19 protein-coding genes and 2 riboswitches are annotated in these 19,605 nt (G+C 42.4%); of the genes, 3 read left to right on the forward strand and 16 right to left on the reverse strand.

Translation table 11 applies throughout. The annotated features are described in order from the left end of the window. Positions 1-29: 29 nt before the first annotated feature. The 3 genes from BLT18_RS10585 to BLT18_RS10595 all read right to left on the reverse strand — a co-directional run bounded on the left by BLT18_RS10585 (position 30) and on the right by BLT18_RS10595 (position 3,149). Positions 30-980, reverse strand: a complete 951-nt coding sequence (locus BLT18_RS10585) for an ArsA family ATPase (protein ID WP_091273766.1) — start codon at positions 978-980, stop codon at positions 30-32. Between the two features lie 50 nt (positions 981-1,030). Continuing rightward, positions 1,031-1,297 (reverse strand): cory-CC-star protein, encoded by a 267-nt coding sequence (locus BLT18_RS10590; protein WP_091273767.1) that lies wholly within the window; start codon positions 1,295-1,297, stop codon positions 1,031-1,033. Between the two features lie 106 nt (positions 1,298-1,403). Beyond that, entirely contained in the window at positions 1,404-3,149 is a 1,746-nt protein-coding gene (locus tag BLT18_RS10595; RefSeq protein WP_091273769.1) for a carbon starvation CstA family protein, read from the reverse strand. Positions 3,150-3,360: 211 nt separating this feature from the next. Beyond that, positions 3,361-3,461, forward strand: a riboswitch (TPP riboswitch). Between the two features lie 70 nt (positions 3,462-3,531). Between BLT18_RS10595 and thiT the strand changes: the two genes are divergently transcribed. Both thiT and megL read left to right on the forward strand, forming a co-directional pair. Next, the gene (thiT, locus tag BLT18_RS10600; protein WP_091273771.1) at positions 3,532-4,101 is read left to right on the forward strand and encodes an energy-coupled thiamine transporter ThiT; all 570 of its coding nucleotides are present in this window, start codon (positions 3,532-3,534) and stop codon (positions 4,099-4,101) included. A gap of 100 nt (positions 4,102-4,201) precedes the next feature. Continuing rightward, the gene (gene megL, locus BLT18_RS10605) at positions 4,202-5,380 is read left to right on the forward strand and encodes a methionine gamma-lyase (protein WP_091273772.1); all 1,179 of its coding nucleotides are present in this window, start codon (positions 4,202-4,204) and stop codon (positions 5,378-5,380) included. 11 nt (positions 5,381-5,391) lie between these two features. Here megL and BLT18_RS10610 read toward each other — a convergent pair whose 3' ends face one another. From BLT18_RS10610 to BLT18_RS10635, 8 genes are all read right to left on the reverse strand, one after another. Then, positions 5,392-6,111, reverse strand: a complete 720-nt coding sequence (locus tag BLT18_RS10610) for a hypothetical protein (protein WP_091273774.1) — start codon at positions 6,109-6,111, stop codon at positions 5,392-5,394. Positions 6,112-6,245: 134 nt separating this feature from the next. Beyond that, positions 6,246-6,572 carry a nitrite reductase small subunit NirD gene (gene nirD / locus BLT18_RS10615; RefSeq protein ID WP_091273775.1) on the reverse strand — a complete coding sequence of 109 codons (327 nt, stop codon included), beginning with the start codon at positions 6,570-6,572 and terminating at the stop codon, positions 6,246-6,248. A gap of 26 nt (positions 6,573-6,598) precedes the next feature. Beyond that, the gene (gene nirB / locus BLT18_RS10620) at positions 6,599-9,031 is read right to left on the reverse strand and encodes a nitrite reductase large subunit NirB (RefSeq protein ID WP_091273777.1); all 2,433 of its coding nucleotides are present in this window, start codon (positions 9,029-9,031) and stop codon (positions 6,599-6,601) included. 26 nt (positions 9,032-9,057) lie between these two features. Continuing rightward, positions 9,058-10,206 (reverse strand): uroporphyrinogen-III C-methyltransferase, encoded by a 1,149-nt coding sequence (gene cobA, locus BLT18_RS10625; RefSeq protein WP_091273779.1) that lies wholly within the window; start codon positions 10,204-10,206, stop codon positions 9,058-9,060. A 218-nt stretch (positions 10,207-10,424) separates the two neighbouring features. Further along, complete coding sequence (locus BLT18_RS18475; RefSeq protein ID WP_281242354.1) at positions 10,425-10,601, reverse strand: cyanase; 177 nt, start codon at positions 10,599-10,601, stop codon at positions 10,425-10,427. Positions 10,602-10,615: 14 nt separating this feature from the next. Then, a complete protein-coding gene (locus BLT18_RS18785; RefSeq protein ID WP_407639927.1) occupies positions 10,616-10,681 on the reverse strand; it encodes a cyanase in 66 nt (21 codons plus the stop codon). Further along, on the reverse strand, positions 10,660-10,956 hold the full coding sequence (locus BLT18_RS18480) for a hypothetical protein (protein ID WP_217635742.1): 297 nt from the start codon (positions 10,954-10,956) through the stop codon (positions 10,660-10,662). Before BLT18_RS18480 ends, BLT18_RS18785 begins: the two co-directional genes overlap by 22 nt. 22 nt (positions 10,957-10,978) lie before the next feature. Further along, positions 10,979-11,806, reverse strand: coding sequence for a formate/nitrite transporter family protein (locus tag BLT18_RS10635; protein ID WP_091273780.1), 828 nt, complete (start codon positions 11,804-11,806; stop codon positions 10,979-10,981). A 261-nt stretch (positions 11,807-12,067) separates the two neighbouring features. Between BLT18_RS10635 and BLT18_RS10640 the strand changes: the two genes are divergently transcribed. Then, positions 12,068-12,415, forward strand: coding sequence for a hypothetical protein (locus BLT18_RS10640; protein ID WP_091273782.1), 348 nt, complete (start codon positions 12,068-12,070; stop codon positions 12,413-12,415). A 314-nt stretch (positions 12,416-12,729) separates the two neighbouring features. Here the strand turns inward: BLT18_RS10640 and thiE are convergent, their stop codons facing one another. From thiE to BLT18_RS10665, 5 genes are all read right to left on the reverse strand, one after another. After that, positions 12,730-13,362, reverse strand: coding sequence for a thiamine phosphate synthase (thiE, locus tag BLT18_RS10645; RefSeq protein WP_091273784.1), 633 nt, complete (start codon positions 13,360-13,362; stop codon positions 12,730-12,732). Continuing rightward, positions 13,355-14,194, reverse strand: a complete 840-nt coding sequence (gene thiM, locus BLT18_RS10650) for a hydroxyethylthiazole kinase (protein ID WP_091273785.1) — start codon at positions 14,192-14,194, stop codon at positions 13,355-13,357. The genes thiE and thiM overlap by 8 nt, the downstream gene beginning before the upstream one ends. A 13-nt stretch (positions 14,195-14,207) precedes the next feature. Then, positions 14,208-15,023: a bifunctional hydroxymethylpyrimidine kinase/phosphomethylpyrimidine kinase gene (thiD, locus tag BLT18_RS10655; protein WP_091273787.1), complete on the reverse strand. Its 816-nt coding sequence runs from the start codon at positions 15,021-15,023 to the stop codon at positions 14,208-14,210. A 210-nt stretch (positions 15,024-15,233) separates the two neighbouring features. Beyond that, a riboswitch (TPP riboswitch) is annotated at positions 15,234-15,348 on the reverse strand. Between the two features lie 48 nt (positions 15,349-15,396). Further along, on the reverse strand, positions 15,397-18,789 hold the full coding sequence (locus BLT18_RS10660; protein WP_091273789.1) for an efflux RND transporter permease subunit: 3,393 nt from the start codon (positions 18,787-18,789) through the stop codon (positions 15,397-15,399). A 342-nt stretch (positions 18,790-19,131) separates the two neighbouring features. Then, on the reverse strand, positions 19,132-19,584 hold the full coding sequence (locus tag BLT18_RS10665; protein WP_245705246.1) for a MarR family winged helix-turn-helix transcriptional regulator: 453 nt from the start codon (positions 19,582-19,584) through the stop codon (positions 19,132-19,134). Positions 19,585-19,605: the final 21 nt, after the last annotated feature.

Here is a 19,605-nt window from a genome sequence, read left to right on the forward strand (position 1 = left end):
GATATGTCAGCAAAAGTCGTTTTTTCTAATTAGATATCTATCGATGGGAAAAGAAATTCTTCTTTTACTTGCCCTAACGCCGTACGTGAAGAAACATCTTCTTCCATTAGAGGCAGATATATTTTTTGCTGTTTGGGAAATGTGTGCTGTATTTGTTCCATGTAATACTGCTCCTGCTTTCTGCGTTTCTCAATGAAAACACTGTCTCCAGCGTGCGGCGGCATGCATTTATTCACGACCAGTGCATTCACGTCCAGACGGGCTTGATGTAAAAGTGCAAGCGCTCGTTTTGTTTCTGCAATTGGCAGCTTTTCTGGGACGAGCACATACACATAAGCTGTTCTTTTTTTATCCATTAGTACTTTTCGCGCTTTAGAGAAGCGATCTTTTCTATTCATTAACACCCGGTAAATAGGGTCATCGACTGGTTCTCCGTCATGAAGCCATTGTGAATAGTTTTCATTCACAGCTTGTCTTCTCTGCAGCATCCCCTCAATCCAAGCTTCCATCATTTCAGGGAGCGACAACAGCCGAACGGTATGGCCGGTCGGCGCTGTATCAAATACAATCATATCAAAGTGTGCCACTTCTTCTATGACAATTTGTACTAACCGATCAAATAATGCCGCTTCCTCAGACCCTGGTGATACCGCAGCCATGTCAATTTGCCGGTTCACCTCTTCTGCCATATGTGATTTGACGAGTCCTTGTAAATTACCTTTTACTTCGTTGATATAGCGCTTGGACTCCTTTTCCGAACTAACTTCCATTCCCCATAAATTGTGGGCAAGCTGCTTTTTATCATCACCAATCGTTGTATGAAATAAATCACTAAGGTTATGGGCCGGATCCGTTGACACAAGCAAGGTACGTTTTCCTCGTTCAGCCGCTGCAAGAGCAAATGCAGATGAGGATGTCGATTTTCCAACGCCGCCTTTTCCACCAAAAAACACAATATCGTAACGCAACAACTTGTCCATTTTTTGCACCTCTTTTCACACGCGGTGATATCTGCTGTTTTTATTTTCTACTAACAACAGCGGATACCAGACAATGGTGATTTATCCATTCCCATTCGTAAATGCCAGTCATGGAACCGCTCAATCATTTCTGGATACAATTCAAGTGTATAGTAAGAAACCGGGTTGGGCAGGCCAAGCAATTCTGAAAAACAGAGGAGCAGAAACAAATCATCTTCATCCCGGATTTCGCGTTTTATTTCAGCTTGGTGAGGAAGACGCAATACCTCATCATAAAACTCCAGCAATTTTTTTACACTCCATTTTTTATCAGCCATATTCTCCCCCTCCGTTCTTTGTTTGGTTAAAAGCAGGAAAGGGGATGCACCACAACTTTTGCAGGCAATCCCCCTTCGTTTTTGTTTCGCTACATTCACACCGAATCTATTCTTCGCTGTCCGGCTCTGTATGAGGCGGTTCTTTTCTAAACAAAGCAATTGCCTCAAGCAGGATCCATACAGCAAAAGCTAAGATAACCGCACCTAGTACAAATAAAAGAATTTGTGCATCTCCATCACCTAGCCAAGACCATTCAAAGATTATCTGTGTGACCATAGCCCATAAGGTCATAAAGAGCAGGAATACCATCGGAATGAAAGTAAATAAGAAATTTCGCCCTTTTCTGCGCAGCCAAATTGAAATAAGCAGTAAACTTATTCCGGCTAAAAGCTGGTTCGATGTTCCAAATAATGGCCATAATAAATAACCACCAGACCCAAACCCGCGGTCACCGGGCAGTAAAACAAGCAGCGCACTTGCCCCGACTGCAACGCTTGTCGCAACGTGTTTTTTCGTGAGAACCGGTGCTTTATATTCCTGTCCAAGCTCCGATATGATATAGCGCATAAGACGAACCGAGGTATCGAGTGTTGTCGCTGCAAAGCTGACTACAATCACAGCTACAATCGTCTCCGCCACACCTGCAGGCAGTCCAAGCCCCGTCGCGAGCTGACCAGCACCTCCAACAAAATGTGTTAATCCATCTGCATTCGCTGTGTTGAAACTGTCATACATAGCTAAAAACTCATCTTGTGTAGCAAAAAATGTAGTGACAGCCAGTATGGTAACAAGCGCAAGTGTCCCTTCTCCTACAGCGCCAAAATAACCAACAAAGCGAGCATCGGTTTCTTTGTTCAATTGTTTAGACGAGGTTCCAGACGATACAAGTCCATGGAACCCGGAAATGGCTCCGCACGCTATCGTAATAAATAACAGCGGAAACCACGATACATCCGTTACCTCACGCGTTGCCGGTGCTGTTACTTCAGGTGCCGGCCAAGTGAAAAGCAGCCCCAGATACAGTATGGCTAAACCTACGACAAGCTGGTGGGAATTAATATAATCACGCGGCTGCAGCAGCTTCCAAACCGGCAAAGTGGAAGCAATATAAACATACACCATAAGAACGACTATCCAAATGAGAAAGGCAGAAGATACCGCATCTAAGCCAAACACGCCCTCTGCGTCTTCTCCTCCAAAATAACTGACCAAATCAATTTGCAAAGCAGGAATGGTACTGGCCAGAACTGCCGCTGCATACATAACGGCCAGCGCAACTACTGAAGGCAGCAGCATGCTTCTTCCCTTTTTATTCACAGCATAGCCAATCCAAACAGCAAGCGGAATTTGAATAAATACAGCCAATACACTTGCCGGAAACGTAATAAACAGATTAGAAATAACCCAGGCAAACACTGCGTTTACCATTAATACAAGAATGAGAATGATAAATAAAAATAACAGTTTCGCACGTCTTCCAATAATTCTTTCAGCAAGTGTCCCAATGGACTGTCCTTTATTTCGGACAGACAAAACAAGCGTGCCAAAGTCATGAACACCCGCTGCAAAAACAGTCCCTAAAACAACCCATAAAAAAGCTGGCAGCCATCCCCAGTACACAGCAACAGCAGGGCCTACAATCGGGGCTGCACCAGCTACCGATGTAAAATGATGCCCCCAAAGCACCCACTTATTCGTTGGGACAAAGTCAACGCCATCCCGAAATTGATGCGCCGGAGTTGTGTAATTAGGATCAAGCCTGTAAATACGCTCTGCAATAAATTTTGAATAATAACGATAGCCTAAAGCAAATACTACAATTCCAATAACTGCTAGTACAACAGCAGGCACCGTCATCCCTCCTCTAATGCTTTAATGATAACGAGAAATCGGTTACAAAAATTCCCTCCTTTTATTTGCTATATGATGTATGGATAATAAAAATTATAAAAGAAAATCCGAAAGTTTGCGAATAAACAATAAATTTATCGTTGATAAAGCAGACAGCTATTTTCATTGTTTGCAAACAATCGATTATGTGCTACATTATAAACAAATACAAATGTTCCACTAGAGGTGTCTTGTGACTGAGAGAGACAAGTGTCTCAACTCTTAGAACCTGATCTGGCTAAGACCAGCGTAGGGAAGTGGCGTGACAAGGTGCATAGTATATTCATTGTATGTTTACTGCCGTCCCCCCTCTTCCCCAGTGGAATAGAAAGGGGATTTTTTTGTGCAAGATAATCGTTTAGTCGTCATGCTTGAAATTGCATTTATGACAGGACTGGCCATTATTTTCAGTTATATTGAAATCAGCGCTCCTTGGGCAATGGGTGGATCCATCTCATTTATTATGATTCCTATTTTCATTATCGCCTTTAGACGGGGATGGAAAGCAGGTGTCACGACAGGGTTTCTCACTGGCATATTACAAATGTTATTCGGAGCGATTATCGTTCACCCTATACAATTCATTATAGAATACCCAGTTGCTTATGCTGTACTCGGCTTGGCTGGTTTATTTGTCAAAGGCGATCACTTTAAAAAAGCCGTCCCTGCAGCACTCATTACTTTAGGTGTTGCTTTTGGAACATTACTCCGCTTCATTGATCATTTCGGTGCGGGTTTAATCTGGTTTGGGGAGTATGCTCCTGCAGGAATGCCAGTAGCTGTCTACTCTGCTGTTTACAATGCTTCTTACTTAGTGCCAGAGATGCTGATTACCATTGTCGTTGTTATCCTTATTTCAAAGTACAGGCCGCAATTTTTCTATGAAGCAAGGCGCATGCAATCCGCTGCATAGCACACGGTATATTTCTCCGTTGCCCATACATTGTGAATGGGAACGGAGTTTTTTTATATACATATAGAGAAGCATGATTTTGATACAAAGGAGAACTTTCATGAAAAAAAGAGACATTGATACCAGGGTCATACACGGCCGTTCGTTGGCACCACCGCCACATGGGAGCTTGTCCCCGCCTCTATTTCAAACATCCACTTTTTCTTTTTCCAGCGCTGAAGAAGGGGCACAACGCTTTGCGGGGGAGCAGGAAGGATTTGTCTATTCGCGATTAGGAAATCCTACTGTTCAAGAACTCGAGGAAAAAATAGCCGATGTAGAAAATGGCGAAGCAGGACTGGCATGCAGCTCAGGCATGGCTGCTATTTCTGCTGTTCTTACTTCCACCGCTTCATCCGGTGATCATGTACTCGTTTCAGAGGGTATATATGGCTGCACCTATGGTTTTTTCCAGCTGATGAAAGAACGTTATCATGTTGATTACACATTATTAAACATGGAAGATGAACAAACAATCGAACAAGAAATCCGACCAAATACGAAAGCGATCTATGTAGAAACACCGATTAACCCAACGATGAAACTAGTTGATTTAGACATGATTCATCGTATTGCCAAAAAGTACAACCTCTTCTATATTGTCGATAATACATTTTCTTCTCCTATCTTGCAGCGTCCGCTTGAACACGGAGCTGACGTCGTGCTGCATAGTGCCACCAAATACATCGGCGGTCATGGTGATGTGATTGCCGGTCTTGCAGTCGGGAAAAATGACTTTATCTCTCACGTTCGCAAAGCATCATTAAAAGATATGGGAGGAATTTTATCACCATTTGATGCTTGGCTTTTGTTAAGGGGCATCAAGACATTGTCCCTTCGAATGCAGCGTCACACTGATAATGCAAAGTTATTATCTAAAAAATTAAAAGATCATGATAAAGTAAAAAAAATATACTACCCTGGTGATACTGGCTTTGCCCAACACGTATTGGCAGCTAAACAAATGGACGATTTTGGAGGACTCATTAGTTTTGAATTAAAAGGTGGAAAAAAAGCTGCGGCATCATTTATGAACCAGCTAAAAATGATAAAGATTGCTGTTAGCTTAGGGGACGCTGAAACGTTAATTCAACACCCTGCAACGATGACTCATGCGGTGGTGCCTGAGTCAGTCAGAAAAGAAATGGGCATCAGCGACTCTTTGTTACGTCTCTCTGTTGGATTAGAATCAGCAAAAGACATTTGGGCAGACATAGAACAAGCGCTGACCACCTTATAAATTTCTGCTTATTACCAGTTAAAGAAATACTTTAAAGCTAACGTTATTGCTGTATAGCCAAGAGATCCCGCCAAAAAGGTCTTGAAATGAGCATTTTCTTCTGAAGGCAGTTCTTTTTTTAATACGTTTAAAATCATCGCTCCGGATATAAAAGCAAATACCATTGCCAGCATATAGGAAGGAAGCGGCGCAAATACCCCAGTGATCCATCCAAAGGCAATTCCGACAGCAAGCACGTACCGTCCCAGCGATTCATAACGCTTGCTGTCCTCCCGCCACAAATCATGTGACACTGCCATAAAGTGCATTCCAACCGCCACTCCATAAAAAACAGCTTCGATCCCCTCAATATCTGAAGCAAAAATAATGTAGGAAATTAACATATTGTAAACTGCGAAAAACATAATTTGAATCCAGAAAAAATGTCCCTCTCCTTCTAAGTGTGTGTGCTGGGCCCGTTCAGCTGCTTTGTGCACCCCATAGAAAATTAACAAGCCAAACAGTCCTAATATGTATAACTCCGATTCCATCGTTAAGCCTTGCGTTTCTGCAAAACGCGCTTGTTCTTTATGCAGTGACGGAAGCACATAGACAAACACGTAGGAGACCGCTACACCTCCCGAAAAAGACAGCCACTTAAAACGCCCTACAGCTGAAGAGGAAATAAGTTTATTAGCAAATAACTGTACGCATAGATATACAACCACCAGCAATAGTGAATCCAATGTCATATTCAGCTCTCCTTTGAAATACTCTTCTATGTTAGAGTTTCCCTGGATAACAAAAGAAAAAACCAACATAACATTCAACTTGTTTATTCTGCATATAAAAGCTGCCATACGATCATTCGCATGGCAGCACTGCTTTAACTGAAATGTAAATATACTTCTTTATTTTTCACTTCGACGGGATATGTTTTTACACAACCTTCATCCGGCTCTTGCACCATCCCGGTCTTTACACTGATTTTCCAATCATGAAGCGGGCAAAACACGTGATCCCCACTGACAATTCCTTGTGAAAGCGGCCCTTTTTTATGGGGGCAGCTGTTTTGAAGGGCATTTATATGACCTTTATTTGTTTTAAACACAGCAATTGATTCACCGTTTACCATCACTTCTTTCGGTACACCTTCGATAAGGTCATCCACACGGCATAGGAACACTTGCTTTTCTGTTTTGGTCGTTGGCATACTCTCACTTCCCTTTTGTCCAAGAATTATCGCACAACCTCTAACTGTTTCTTTTCAAACAATTCTTTTTGCTTCGCCTCATTTTCAGAGATTTCAGTCCATGGATCCTCTGGCAGCGCACGCAGCGCTTTTTCCATATTTTCAATAAGCTGCTTGCGTTTTTCTGTATCATCTAATACGACCGAGCGGATATGGTCCAGTCCTACTCGTTCCACCCAATGCGAGGTTCTTTCTAGGTAACGGGCATCTTCACGATAATACTGTAAAAAGGCACTGATATGGTGAAGCAATTCTTCTCCTGTTTCTACTTTACAGAACAAGTCACCACCTCTTAAATCCACACCGCCGTTCCCGCCGACATACATTTCCCAAGCCCCTTCGACGCCAACAATGCCGATATCCTTAATACCGGACTCTGCACAGTTTCTCGGACAAGCCGACACAGCCATCTTTACTTTGTGAGGTGTGTTCAAACGTTCGTATTTCTTTTCAATTTGAATTCCCATTCCAATAGAGTCCTGTGTTCCAAAACGGCAGAAATCCTCACCCACGCAAGTTTTTACTGTCCTAATTGATTTAGCGTACGCATATCCTGAATTCATGCCTAACTCTTCCCAAACAGAAGGTAAATCTTCTTTATTCACGCCAAGCATATCAATTCGTTGGCCCCCCGTAACTTTTAACATCGGCACATCATATTTTTCGGCCGTGTCGGCAATTTTTCGAAGCTGGTCAGGGTCAGTTACCCCGCCGTACATACGCGGAACAACAGAATACGTACCATCATTTTGGATATTGGCATGCATTCGTTCATTGATAAAGCGGGATGTATAATCATCTTCGTATTCTTCCGGCTGGTTTAAGCCAAGATAATAGTTAATAGCCGGACGGCACTTCGAGCAGCCTTCTTCTGTCTCCCAGCCAAGTACATTCATCACTTCTCTTGTAAACGATAATTGTTTATCTTTGATCACTTCAGAAACTTCGTCGTGAGAAAGATCAGTACATCCACATATCGGCTCTTTTTGACTTGCGACAGCTTCATCTCCCAGTGTTGCAGAAAGCAAATCAGATACAAGCGGTTTACAGCCCCCGCATGAGCGGCCGGCGTTGGTGTGCTTTGTCACATCAGCAACAGTCGCAAGCCCGTCATTGCGGATTGCTTCGACTATTTCTCCTTTACAAACCCCGTTACAGTCACAAATCTGCTCATCTGCTGCCATTGACACAACAGAGCTTTCATCACTAGCGCCGTCAGCATTCTCGGATGGAAGAATGACCGCTTTGTTCATACCAGAAATGTCCTGCTCTTTTTTCATCATATCTAATAAACGAGGGGAATCAGATGTGTCTCCAAATAAAACAGCACCAACGACTGTATCATCTTGTACTACAACTTTCTTATATATGCCTTCAAACTCATCATGCACTCTGATAGCACGTGTCTGTTCATTATCTTGGAAGTGCCCGGCTGAAAATACATCCACACCAGAAACTTTCAGCTTGGTGTACGTGAGTGATCCTTTGTACCCCTCTGTCTCTTGATTACACAAATGATCAGCCAGCACGCTGCCTTGCTCATATAAAGGGGCAACTAAGCCATAAGCAATACCATTGTGTTCAGCACATTCTCCCACGGCATAAATATCTTTTGCACTCGTTTCCATGAAGTCATTCACCACAATGGCACGTTCTGTTTGCAGTCCCGCTTCACTCGCCAACTCAATATTAGGCCTGATTCCAACAGCCATAACGACTAAATCTGCTTCTAGGAAAGTACCGTCTTTAAACGTGACACCTTCTACTCTTTCTTTTCCATTTATCATTTCTGTGTGTTTATTCATGTGAAAGCGCATGCCTTGTGCTTCTAATTCACGCTTTAGCATATCCGATGCCGGTGCATCGAGTTGTCGTTCCATTAAATAATCAAAAATATGGACCACATCAGTTTCCATATTTAAGTTCAACAACCCGCGGGCTGCTTCAAGACCTAATAAACCACCGCCAATTACAACCGCTTTTTTATAATGCTTTGACGTTTCGACCATGGTTTCACAGTCTTTAATATCTCGAAAAGCAATCACCCCTTCTTTATCTGCACCTGGCAGCGGAAGCATAAATGGATTAGAGCCCGTGGCAAAAATTAAGTGGTCATAGTGACAAACAACGCCATTTTTGCTTTCTATTTTTTTGCGGCGCTTGTCTACTTTCACAACTGGATCGCCTGTATACAGGGTAATGCCATTTTTTTCATACCAATCATAATCATTTAAAATAATATCTTCGACACTGCTGTCTCCTTGTAATACAGAGGAAAGAGCAATTCGGTTATAGTTAGGATGCGGCTCTTCCCCAAATATTGTAATTTCAAATCGTTCAGGATCTCTTTTTAGTATTTCTTCGATGGCACGAATACCTGCCATTCCATTTCCGATAAGTACTAACTGTTCTTTTTGCATATTGTTCTCCCACTCCCTTTTTCTTGCTATACAATATTTCGAATTGGCTCATCCAGCAAAGATTCCATGAACATACTTGTATCAGCAAAAGGCGGCAGTACAATGCTTGGTACATATCCATGACCATGCATAACCGCTTCCGCTTCTTTTCCTGCACATATAAAGGATGGAACCCTGTCTATTTCTATTTGGAATTCCTTTATCCAATTCATGACTATTTGTGCTGACGTATGACCGTGCAGCAATACATGTGCAGTGTGGCCTTCTTCTAGCAGACGCCAAACAGCTTCCCGGCCACTATGTGACAAGTCGGTTGTTCCTAACACATACACATCGGCTCCTTCTTCTTTTAAGGCATGCATGTGTGCTTTCATATCTACATCATCTGACATTCCAATGATTCCATAACCTGTTAACGGCTTCTGCTCCACCCATTGCAGCGAATCATGCAGTTTTGTCACATCTCCTACAACAATCACAGCGGGGTTCTGCATGCCTCTCTCTTTCACTTTTGCTGCTATTTTATTTAAAGGGGCGGTTATCGAGCGCTGTCTGCCGTACGTTCCCCACTCCGTGACAAGGGTGCTTGTCTGTTCCGGCTTCCCATGTTTCACAAGTTCGTTTGCGATATAAGAAAGATTTTTCACCCCCATGTAAAATACGATCGTATCAACACCTTTCGCTAATTTCTCCCATTCGATTTCTGGTTTGCCATCCCGGCTTTTGCTGTGTCCTGTTACAATGGCAAAAGATCGGGAATGCTCTCGGTGCGTCAGCGGCACTCCAGTGTAAATAGCAGCTGCGCTTCCAGCTGTGATTCCTGGAACAATTTCATAGGGGATATGGTGTTTTGATACCGCTTCTGCCTCTTCACCAACTCTTCCAAATACAGCAGGGTCTCCTCCTTTTAAACGAACGACTGTTTTTCCTTTTTTCGCTTGTATAACCAGCTCTTTCTGAATGTCGTGTTGACGCAGCGTATGTTGACACGGTTGTTTCCCGCAATAAATGAACGTTGCTTTACGATTTGCTTCTAATAATAAGGACGGGTGACTGAGACGGTCATAAACGATGACTTGCGCCGATTGCAGTGCTTTTAATCCTTTTAACGTAATTAATTCCGGATCGCCAGGGCCGGCCCCCACAAAATAAATTTTTCCCGCTTTCGCTTTCATTCGTGTCGCCACCTTTTAAAAAGTCTGTATCAATGTAAGTTAATTTCATTTTAATAGCTGTCATGCTTTTTGTATCGAAGCATGTGAGATTAGTTAACATTATTTTTGCAGCAATGTGCCAAACCAGGTATGATGCTGCAAAATCCTTATATCTTGCATTCCTTAGAAAAAATCAGCCTGCCGACAGACCTTTTGTTTAAACGCATAAACAAGCTGCCTTAGTCGTTCTGACAACAACGAAGACAGCTTGTTTCTTTCATATGTCCGGCATGCACTAACAGCTGCCGCTTACCACTTTTATACGGTAAAAACTTTCCGTCCATTGTTATAGCAACTCGATCACCGTTTGGGTCTTCTTTTTTCTCTATATCTATTTTAAAATCAATAGCACTCATAATGCCGTCCCAAATTATTCATGGATTATTGCTTTTAACGTCGTGCCATACACTTGTGTTATTTCATGAAACCGATATATAAGTGGATTAACGGGCACTGCCCCCCCAATGATCCTTTTGTTGGTATTTCGGTTAAGAATGAGAAGACATCGTCGTTATCAATATGTAAACAATGCACCAAAGAGACTGCCTCTTCTTTACTCATAGCAGCTTGTCCTTGGATTGCTGCTACCCATACTTTATTTCTTCCAACAACTTCAGCAAGATGCTCATACGCAACATGCTGTGATTTCTTGGCTTCCCATATCACATCTGCTGCATGCTTTCTTTCTTCTGACGTTTTGCTATAGCCCATTGTGTATTCCTCCCCATATTTTTTACTGTGCTTTTTTCAAATCCTTAACCGCTGTTGTTTGCACTTCTGCTTGCTTTCCATGTGTAACATACAGCGCTCCTCCTGCGAACACTGCTGCACTCACGAGGTTGCCTAAAAGAACCGGTATCTGATTCCACAACCACCAATCAGCTATCGTAACGTTTGCACCGAGCATCATGCCCGCTGGAATAACAAACATATTAACGACAGCATGTTCAAACCCTTGGCCAAAAAAGATAACAATCGGCAGCCACATCGCTGCAATTTTTCCAATCGTTGATTTGGATGTCATCGCCATCACAGCACCTAGCGCCACCATCCAATTACAAAGAACTGCTTTTACAAATACCGTACCCATTCCGGCACTTCCAAGGGCAGCGTATGCAATTGTTTTTGCTTCGGCTGTCGAAACAAGCTGATCTGCCATAGCACTTGTCCCTGTTCCAAATTGGGTAGTGGCGGCGGCATACAATGCTGCGTAAAGAATACTTCCGATCAAATGGCCGATAATCACCCAAAACCAGTTATAAAGCATACTGAATCGAGAAATTTCGCCATGCATGTTAGCGACAGGAAGCAGTGCAAAATTCCCCGTCACTAATTCCAAACCGAGCAAAATAATCATGACAAAACCGACCGGAAAGATAATTGCTCCTAACATGTCCATTCCTGTTTGCAGATTGGCTGTAAATGCTAATGTCGTGGCGTACCCTAAAAAGACACCAGCTAATCCTCCTCGAATCAATAAATCCTTCACAGAAAGACCGGCCTTTGCCTTTCCTGCTTGTATCATGCTCTCTATCACTTGCCGAGGCTGTATGCTATCCATAAACGTCCCCTTCCTATCGATTGTTATAGCTAGTATAAAAAATAACTGCATCGTTTCACTTTATTTTTGTTAAGAAACTTCACACACTTTTTGAAACATATCGTTTCCCTGGCATTTGCTTCATGACATGAAGGTTTTATTATCCTCTCTCTTTTTCCTTGATGGACTCATACACTTTTGTTTTTCTTTTTAGTGATGATATACGCACAGTTGGAATAAATTTTAGATATATCGCAATCCTAAAACACAAGGAGGCGGAAAATGGCTGGATACTTGAAGCGTGTGATGGAAAAAACAAAAATGACGTTACAACAAGCTACCATGCTGTTTAAAGAAAAGGTGTATGATATCACAGGGACCACAACGGCTACGATTGATCAGTTATCTGCCTATATTCAGCGTCACCCTGACGTACAAATATCTAAAAGAACGTTGTTGGGAATGACATTTACGTTCTATCATTTACAAGTAGAAGGAATTCATTTTTATGTTGAAATGAGGGATGGATACCTTTTACAAATGGATGTCTATACATCGGAGCATGATATTGTTTCTTACCGCTCTTATCGTGATCAGCATGTAAAAAACATTCCTATCAAATTTCCTTAACTTACTGCATGCACCAATAAAGAAAAGCGCAAGTGCCTTGAAAGAGGGACGTTCAGCTATGGGGAAGGAATTTCTGTAAGGAACCTCGGTAAGGTGCATCGGTAAGGTACTCCGGTAAGGTACTTCTACTAAGAACGCACACTTCCTGTGTGCAACGTAGAAGTCACCACATCCTGTGGAAGCACGTCCTGTGGCAACGCTGAACCGATCCACATCGTGTGCGCCTGAGCGAGCAGACGCTTGCGCTGGACCATGAAAGCGCCAAATTTTTATACTTTTTATCTATTAAAAAACCAGTTAACCTGACGTTCATTTCAGGTTAACTGGTTTTTTAATAGACGTGCCGCTTGTTTAGGATCTTCATCCATACTAATGGATGAAATAACAGAAACACCATCTGCTCCGGCACGGATAACTTCTGAAGCATTTTCTTTTTTTATACCGCCAATCCCTACAACAGGCAGGTCAATACCATTTTCTCGCAACTCTGTAATCGCACCTGGACCAATGGGGGACTTAGCGTCTGCTTTTGTGGTTGTCGAGAACATAGGTCCTGTTCCAATATAGTCCGCCCCTTGTTTTTGAGCTTGCGCCGCTTCATTAACTGTCTTGGCAGATACTCCCACAATCATATAATCTGGACATTTTTTCCTGACTGCCTCGATTGACTCGTCATCTTGGCCGACATGAATTCCATCTGCCTGTAATTCCAAAGCAAGCTCTATATCGTCATTTACGATAAAAGGAACACCATGCTTCCGGCAAATTGCTTGCATATCCCGAGCAGCCTGTTCTTTTTCCGCCCCTTCTAACGCCCCTTGGCCTTTTTCACGAAACTGAAAGCACGTCACTCCTCCTTCAATCGCGTTTGTTAACACACGAAGCGGTGAACCTGCACTATTGTTTGTACCCATAATAAAATAAAGCAGCAGCTGTTCTCTATTCATGCAAAGCACCCCCGCGATTCACAATTTCTCTTTCTATATGGAGCTGCTGTTTAAAATCGATTTCATCTATACGATAAAGCGCGTTCAATAGCTGTATTTGAAATGTACCAGGGCCTTGTCCATTTGTATATGCACTTGCTTTTTGCGCAGCAATGCCGTAATAACCTAATGCTGACGCAGCACCTTCCGTTAACTTGTCGGACACGCTGAGAAATGCAGCTATAACGGAACTAGCCAAACAACCTGTTCCAGTAACTTTAGACAGCATGGAATTCCCATTATAAATGGTATACACATCGTGTTTATCAGCAACAGCATCTCTTTCACCAGTTACCGCTATCGCAGATGCTTGAACGTTTTTAGCAGCATAAACAGCAATGGACTCTACGTTATACTCTCCTCTTGATGCATCTACACCGCGAATATCACTGTCCAACCCTGCTATCGCAGAAATTTCTGCTGCATTTCCGCGAACGAGAGTAATCTTTAATTCATTTAACAGTTTATGAGCTGCATTGGTTCGATATATTGTTGCCCCTGCTCCTACTGGGTCCAAAACAACCGGTATTCCTTTTTCATTGGCTGCCCGTCCGGCCTTGGCCATCGCTTCTATCTGTGCATCATTCAACGTACCAAGATTTAACACAAGTGCATCAGCCTGTTTTGCCATTTCATCTGCTTCTTGTTCTGCATTAGCCATCACCGGACTTGCCCCCATCGCTAATAACCCATTGGCTGTGAAATTAGCAACTACTGTATTTGTAATATTGTGCACTAACGGCTTTTGTTCTCTTACTTGCTCTAACAGCCGACTGGCCTGTTTACTTCTCAAGGCAGCTCCTCCCTTAAACCATAATATCTTCTTTGCTTAGTCGAGACGCCCAATGATTAATTGGACCATTGCCTTTACCTATCTCAAGCGTATCCATGATTGCTTTGGATATAAACGCCTTACTGTTTGAAACCGCCGTTTTAATAGAATTTTTTCTCGCTAATTCCGCTGCGATAGATGCAGACAGACTGCAGCCTGTACCATGCGTATGATTTGTATCTGTTCTTGGTGCATGCAAGTATTCAATGCCATCCTCGCTGTACAGCACATCTGTTGCATCACCTGTTAAATGCCCGCCTTTGACAACAGCGGCAGATGCCCCCATCTCATCTACCAGCGTCTTCGCCGCATCTTCAGCTGTTTCTATATTCTCAATACTTAAGCCTGTTAACACCTCTGCCTCTTGACGGTTCGGTGTAATAACAGCCGAAAGCGGTAATAAACGCTTTTTCATTAAATCCAATGACTCTTGTTCCATGAGAGAATCACCACTTGTTGCTACCATTACTGGGTCAATGACTAATGGCACATCGTTTTCCTGTTCTAACAAATCCGCTACTCTCTCTATCATTTCAGGAGTGGCTATCATGCCTGTTTTGACAGCTCCAGGACGTATATCTTCAAAAACTGCTCTGATCTGTTGTTCTACCATGTCGACAGGCACATGCCATACATCCTGTACACCTTTTGTATTTTGTGCCACAACAGATGTCACCACCGCCATCCCATAGGCTTTACGTTCTTGGAATGTCTTTAAGTCAGCATGAATTCCTGCACCACCCGTTGGATCTGTGCCGGCAATCGATAATACACTTGGTACATTGCGCATAGTTTTTCCCCCATATGTTTAAAAGTATGGTGTTCTAATACGGTATTTTCCTAAAAACACTCTGCAAAAAAGATTCTGCTGCAAATGCTGGGTTGAATAGATGTGTGCTTTTTTGCACGTTAGGAAAAGTTCCCTTAAAAAACAGAAACGGCAACAAATAAAAAAACCGCTCCCTGAAAGAGAGCGGTTCATGCCTTATACCTGCTATACCATGTTCTCGCTCCACTTTCCTACGATGGTGCTAACCATTTCAGGTTCAAAGGGACCGATGCAGCAAATAAATGTGCATCATCTCAGCTATCATACAGCGCCCCTAGTGGATGTTTATTCAGTTAATTTTATAGTACCCAACCTACTGTACCTCTGTCAAACACTATGACTCGTTGTTATTGTCATGATGGCCCTTGTTTTTATCATCTTTATCTTGATCATCATGCTTGGATTTTTGAACAATATTTTCAAGCAAGTGAAGAATATCATCTTTTGTTAACGAATCAATCTCTTTATTTTCCCGTGTGGCTTCGTTTTTACTTTCTTCTGCTTCATTCCTTTGTTCTTGACTGTTCTCATCCAGTGGCTGCTCTGTTTCCTGTATTGAGGAATCGTTTTGCGGCTCAGAAGTGAGCAGACGGGTATGTGTTTGCCGTCTTTCATCATCTTCATCGAGCTCATAAGCATAAATAACTCTTCCTTGCGGAGTAACATAGCGTTTATTCATGTGCCTTGTGTCTTTATCCATAAAGCTGTACAGGACAGGGATGACAAATAGCGTCAAAAATGTGCTGCTAATAAGTCCGCCAATCACCGCAATACCCATCGGCTGCTGAATTTCTGTTCCTTCTCCCATACCAAGCGCTAACGGAACAACACCTAAAATAGTGGTAATGGCTGTCATTAATATCGGACGTGTCCGTTTTTTCACACCTTCAATGATCGCTTCTCTTGTTGGAAGCCCTCTTTCTTTCGACTGATTAATGTAGTCAACTAAAACAATAGCGTTGTTTACAACAATACCAGCCAACACAATTAAGCCAATAAATACTGTTACGCTCAAAGGTGTCTGGGTGATCGTCAGAGCAAGCATCACACCAATGATGACAAGCGGAACACTAAACATCACGACAAATGGATATTTAAACGATTCAAACTGCCCCGCCATGACGAGGTAGATAAATAATAAAGCTAGTATAAACGCAAACACCAAGCTGTTTAATGCATCTTCAAGCAGCTCTTGTTCACCTGAAAAAGCATAACTGGTGCTGTCTTGTATATCCGCTTCCTCGATAATGTTTTCAATGAGATTAGACATGTCATTTAGATTCGTGTCACTCGTGTAGGAAACCGTAAATTCTACACTTCGCTCTTGATCAAGACGATTAATAACCGCTGGGCCTTCTGCTTCATCTACAACAGCAAGGTCATTTAATTCAATGTATTCTCCTTCATCGTTTGGAATTAGCAGCGTCTCTAAATCTTCTTTGTCAGCCAATGATTCATCAGAATATTGAACAACGACATCATAGTTTTCATTGCTGTCAGTTTGTATTGACGTCGCAGTCTCCCCACGGGTTACTTGATGAACCGTTTCAGCAACCTGCGCTGGAGCGAAACCGTTGTTACGTGCTGCTTCTTCATCAATACGCACTTGCAGCTCAGGTGCCCGTTCTTCCATCGATGTTTCAACGCTTCTTACATAACGTTCATTGTTGAGTTCTTCTTCTACCTCAGCTACCGCTTCTTCTAACGCAGCGGTATCGTTATCACTCATCGTAAACACAATAGAATTTGCCTCGCCGCCGCCCACAGCAGCTTGTGTAGATAAGGATATGTCTGCATTCTGGTCAACGCCTTGGACATCTCCTTCTATATCTTCAACAAAATCAATCGTGCTTTGATTTCTGTCTTGAAGATCAGTCATCGTCACAAACATTTGTGCTTCGTGTGACCCGGATGGACCACCCATCCCAGCTGTATCTTCAGATGAGCCAACAACAGACATATAATCTGCTACAACGGATTCATCATCTAATATTTCTTCGATTCCCTCAACAACTTCGGCTGTTTTATCAAGGTTGGTGCCGTGTTCCATTTCTATATCCACCATAAAATACCCTTCATCTGTCGCTGGCAGAAAGTTAATTCCTGTCGCAGCAATACCGGCACCTCCAACAGCCAGTAAAACAAATGTTATAAATAAAGTCATAAAACGATGACCGAGCACCCAGGATATGGAACGGCCTATCCCCTTCATAAAAGCAGAATTCTGCCGTTTACGTTCTTGGTTTCCCCGCGGCGCAGTCAGCATACGGCTTGACATCATCGGCACGACTGTGACTGCCACTAGAAGCGACGCCAAAAGACTAAACGCTACAGCTAAAGCAAACTCGGTAAAAATATTACCGACAATACCACTAATAAATACAATCGGCAAGAAGACAGACACTGTCGTTAACGTCGAAGCAGTAATGGCTCCACCGACTTCTTTTGTCCCTTCTGCCGCCGCTTCTTTCGCGGTTTTCCCCATGGATAAGTGCCGGTAAATGTTTTCGATAACAACAATTGCATTATCCACTAACATCCCTATTCCAAGTGCCAAACCACCCAATGTCATTAAATTCAAACTAACATCAGTGAAGTATAAGAAGCCAAAAGTGACAATCACCGAAAATGGAATCGCTGTACCAATAATCAAGGGCGTTTTCCAATTCCGCAAGAAGAAAAACAAAACAGCCATGGCAAATATACCGCCAAGCACAAGCGCCTGAGATACACTGTTAATCGATAATTGGATATATTCACCCTCGTCATAAAAGGAAACGACAGATAAATGATCATACTCTTCTTCTCCAAGCAAAGTTTCCATCTCATCATTAAATGCTTGGGAAACTTGAGCAGTATTAGCATCTGTTTCCTTTATTACTGTCATCTGCAGAGCCGGCTGCTGATTGGCTCTAGTGATAGCATCTGTTTCTCCTGTTGTTTCTGCTACTTCAGCTATATCAGAAAGAACAAGCTCTTCACCATTTTGCGGATTTGCGCCAATAACAATATTAGCTAAATCTTCTTCACCAGACAACGAGCTGATCGCACGCGTTGTCAACTGCCGGTCACCCGTTTCCACGGTGCCGCCTGGAAGCGTGAGATTATGTGATTGGATTGTTTGAACAATCTCCTCTTGTGTTAACTGATTTGCTTCTAGTTCTTCCTGGTCTAACCGTACTTCAAACTGTTCCGTGACTTGACCGGAAGTATCCACATTGGCAATCCCGTCAATTCTCTCCAACTCTGTTTGAAATTCATCGACATCCCCCTGGAAACCTTGGACATCTTGATTGTTAGACGTTACTGCCATCTGTGCCATCCCCATCATCGACGGATCGAACTTTAAAAAGCTCGGGGAGTTGGCATCATCTGAAATATTCGCCTGGTTCATGGACGTAATAATGTCTTGTTCCACTTCATCAATCGTAGAATCCCATGAAAATTCCAGTAAAACAAGGGCCATGCCTTCCTCAGATGTTGAAGTCATCGTACTTAAACCCGGCAATGTGGACAGCTCTTCTTCCAGCGGTTTCGTTACTTTATCTTCCACTTCTTCAGGACTAGCCCCCGGATAACTAGACACAACTGCCCCAACAGGAGGGTTGATTTCTGGAAATAGTTGAAGAGGAAGATTTGTTAATGAAACTCCCCCTAGCAAAATAAATAAAATCATGCCTACAATCGTTAATTTAGGCCGCCTAATGGATACATTAGTGAGTTTCAATTTGGCTCCTTCCTCCTTTTCTCTACTCTCCAAGCATATAGCTTAACCATTTATCCATAAACCTTTATTTTAAATCATTCAACTGTTTAAAAACTAAACTATTCAATAATCTAAAATATATAACGCTCTTCGTCAAGTTTTCCGTTTATTGTTGCCAATATCGTCACTTTTTATATAAAAAACGGGACTTGCTGTTCATTCGAAAAACTCAGATTGTCGCCAAGCCTGTCAACACATACGATGACCTTGCTGCACGTATACTGCTGTTAAAATGTTATCCTTTCTTGTCCATGTAAAAAAGCTGCATCTTCCATCTTTTCGATGAAAAAATGCAGCTTTCCATTATACATCTTTCGTTGTTTCTCCTTGTTGAATAATACGGTCCAATGCAACAATAACGTCTCTTACTTTTTTTATATCCTCTAGTGGTAACTGGGCAATATAATCTTGAATAATCGACCTTTCAAATGCCTGGAATTGTCTTTTGAGTTCTATTCCCGTTTCCCCCAACCTCATTGTAATTTCGCGGCGATTATTTTCATTGATTGAACGAATCAGCAAGTCTTCTTTTTCAAGTTTGTTCATGGCCTGACTTACCGCACTCTTTGATATACCGAGACGCTCTGCCATTTCACTCATTGTGATGTTTTCTTGACGAATAAAAAGAATCATAATAGACTCCTGGCGAGTGGTTAACTGCAATTCACTTAACAGCGGCATTTTCGGTTGTAAGTGCTTGGATATGTTTTCAATAGCATCAATGGACTCCAAGAAAACTTGTTTATACTCATCCATACTCACGGTATTCATCTCCTG

Source organism: Alteribacillus persepolensis (genome assembly GCF_900099605.1).
In the GTDB taxonomy this organism is placed as follows: Bacteria; Bacillota; Bacilli; order Bacillales; family Marinococcaceae; genus Alteribacillus; species Alteribacillus persepolensis.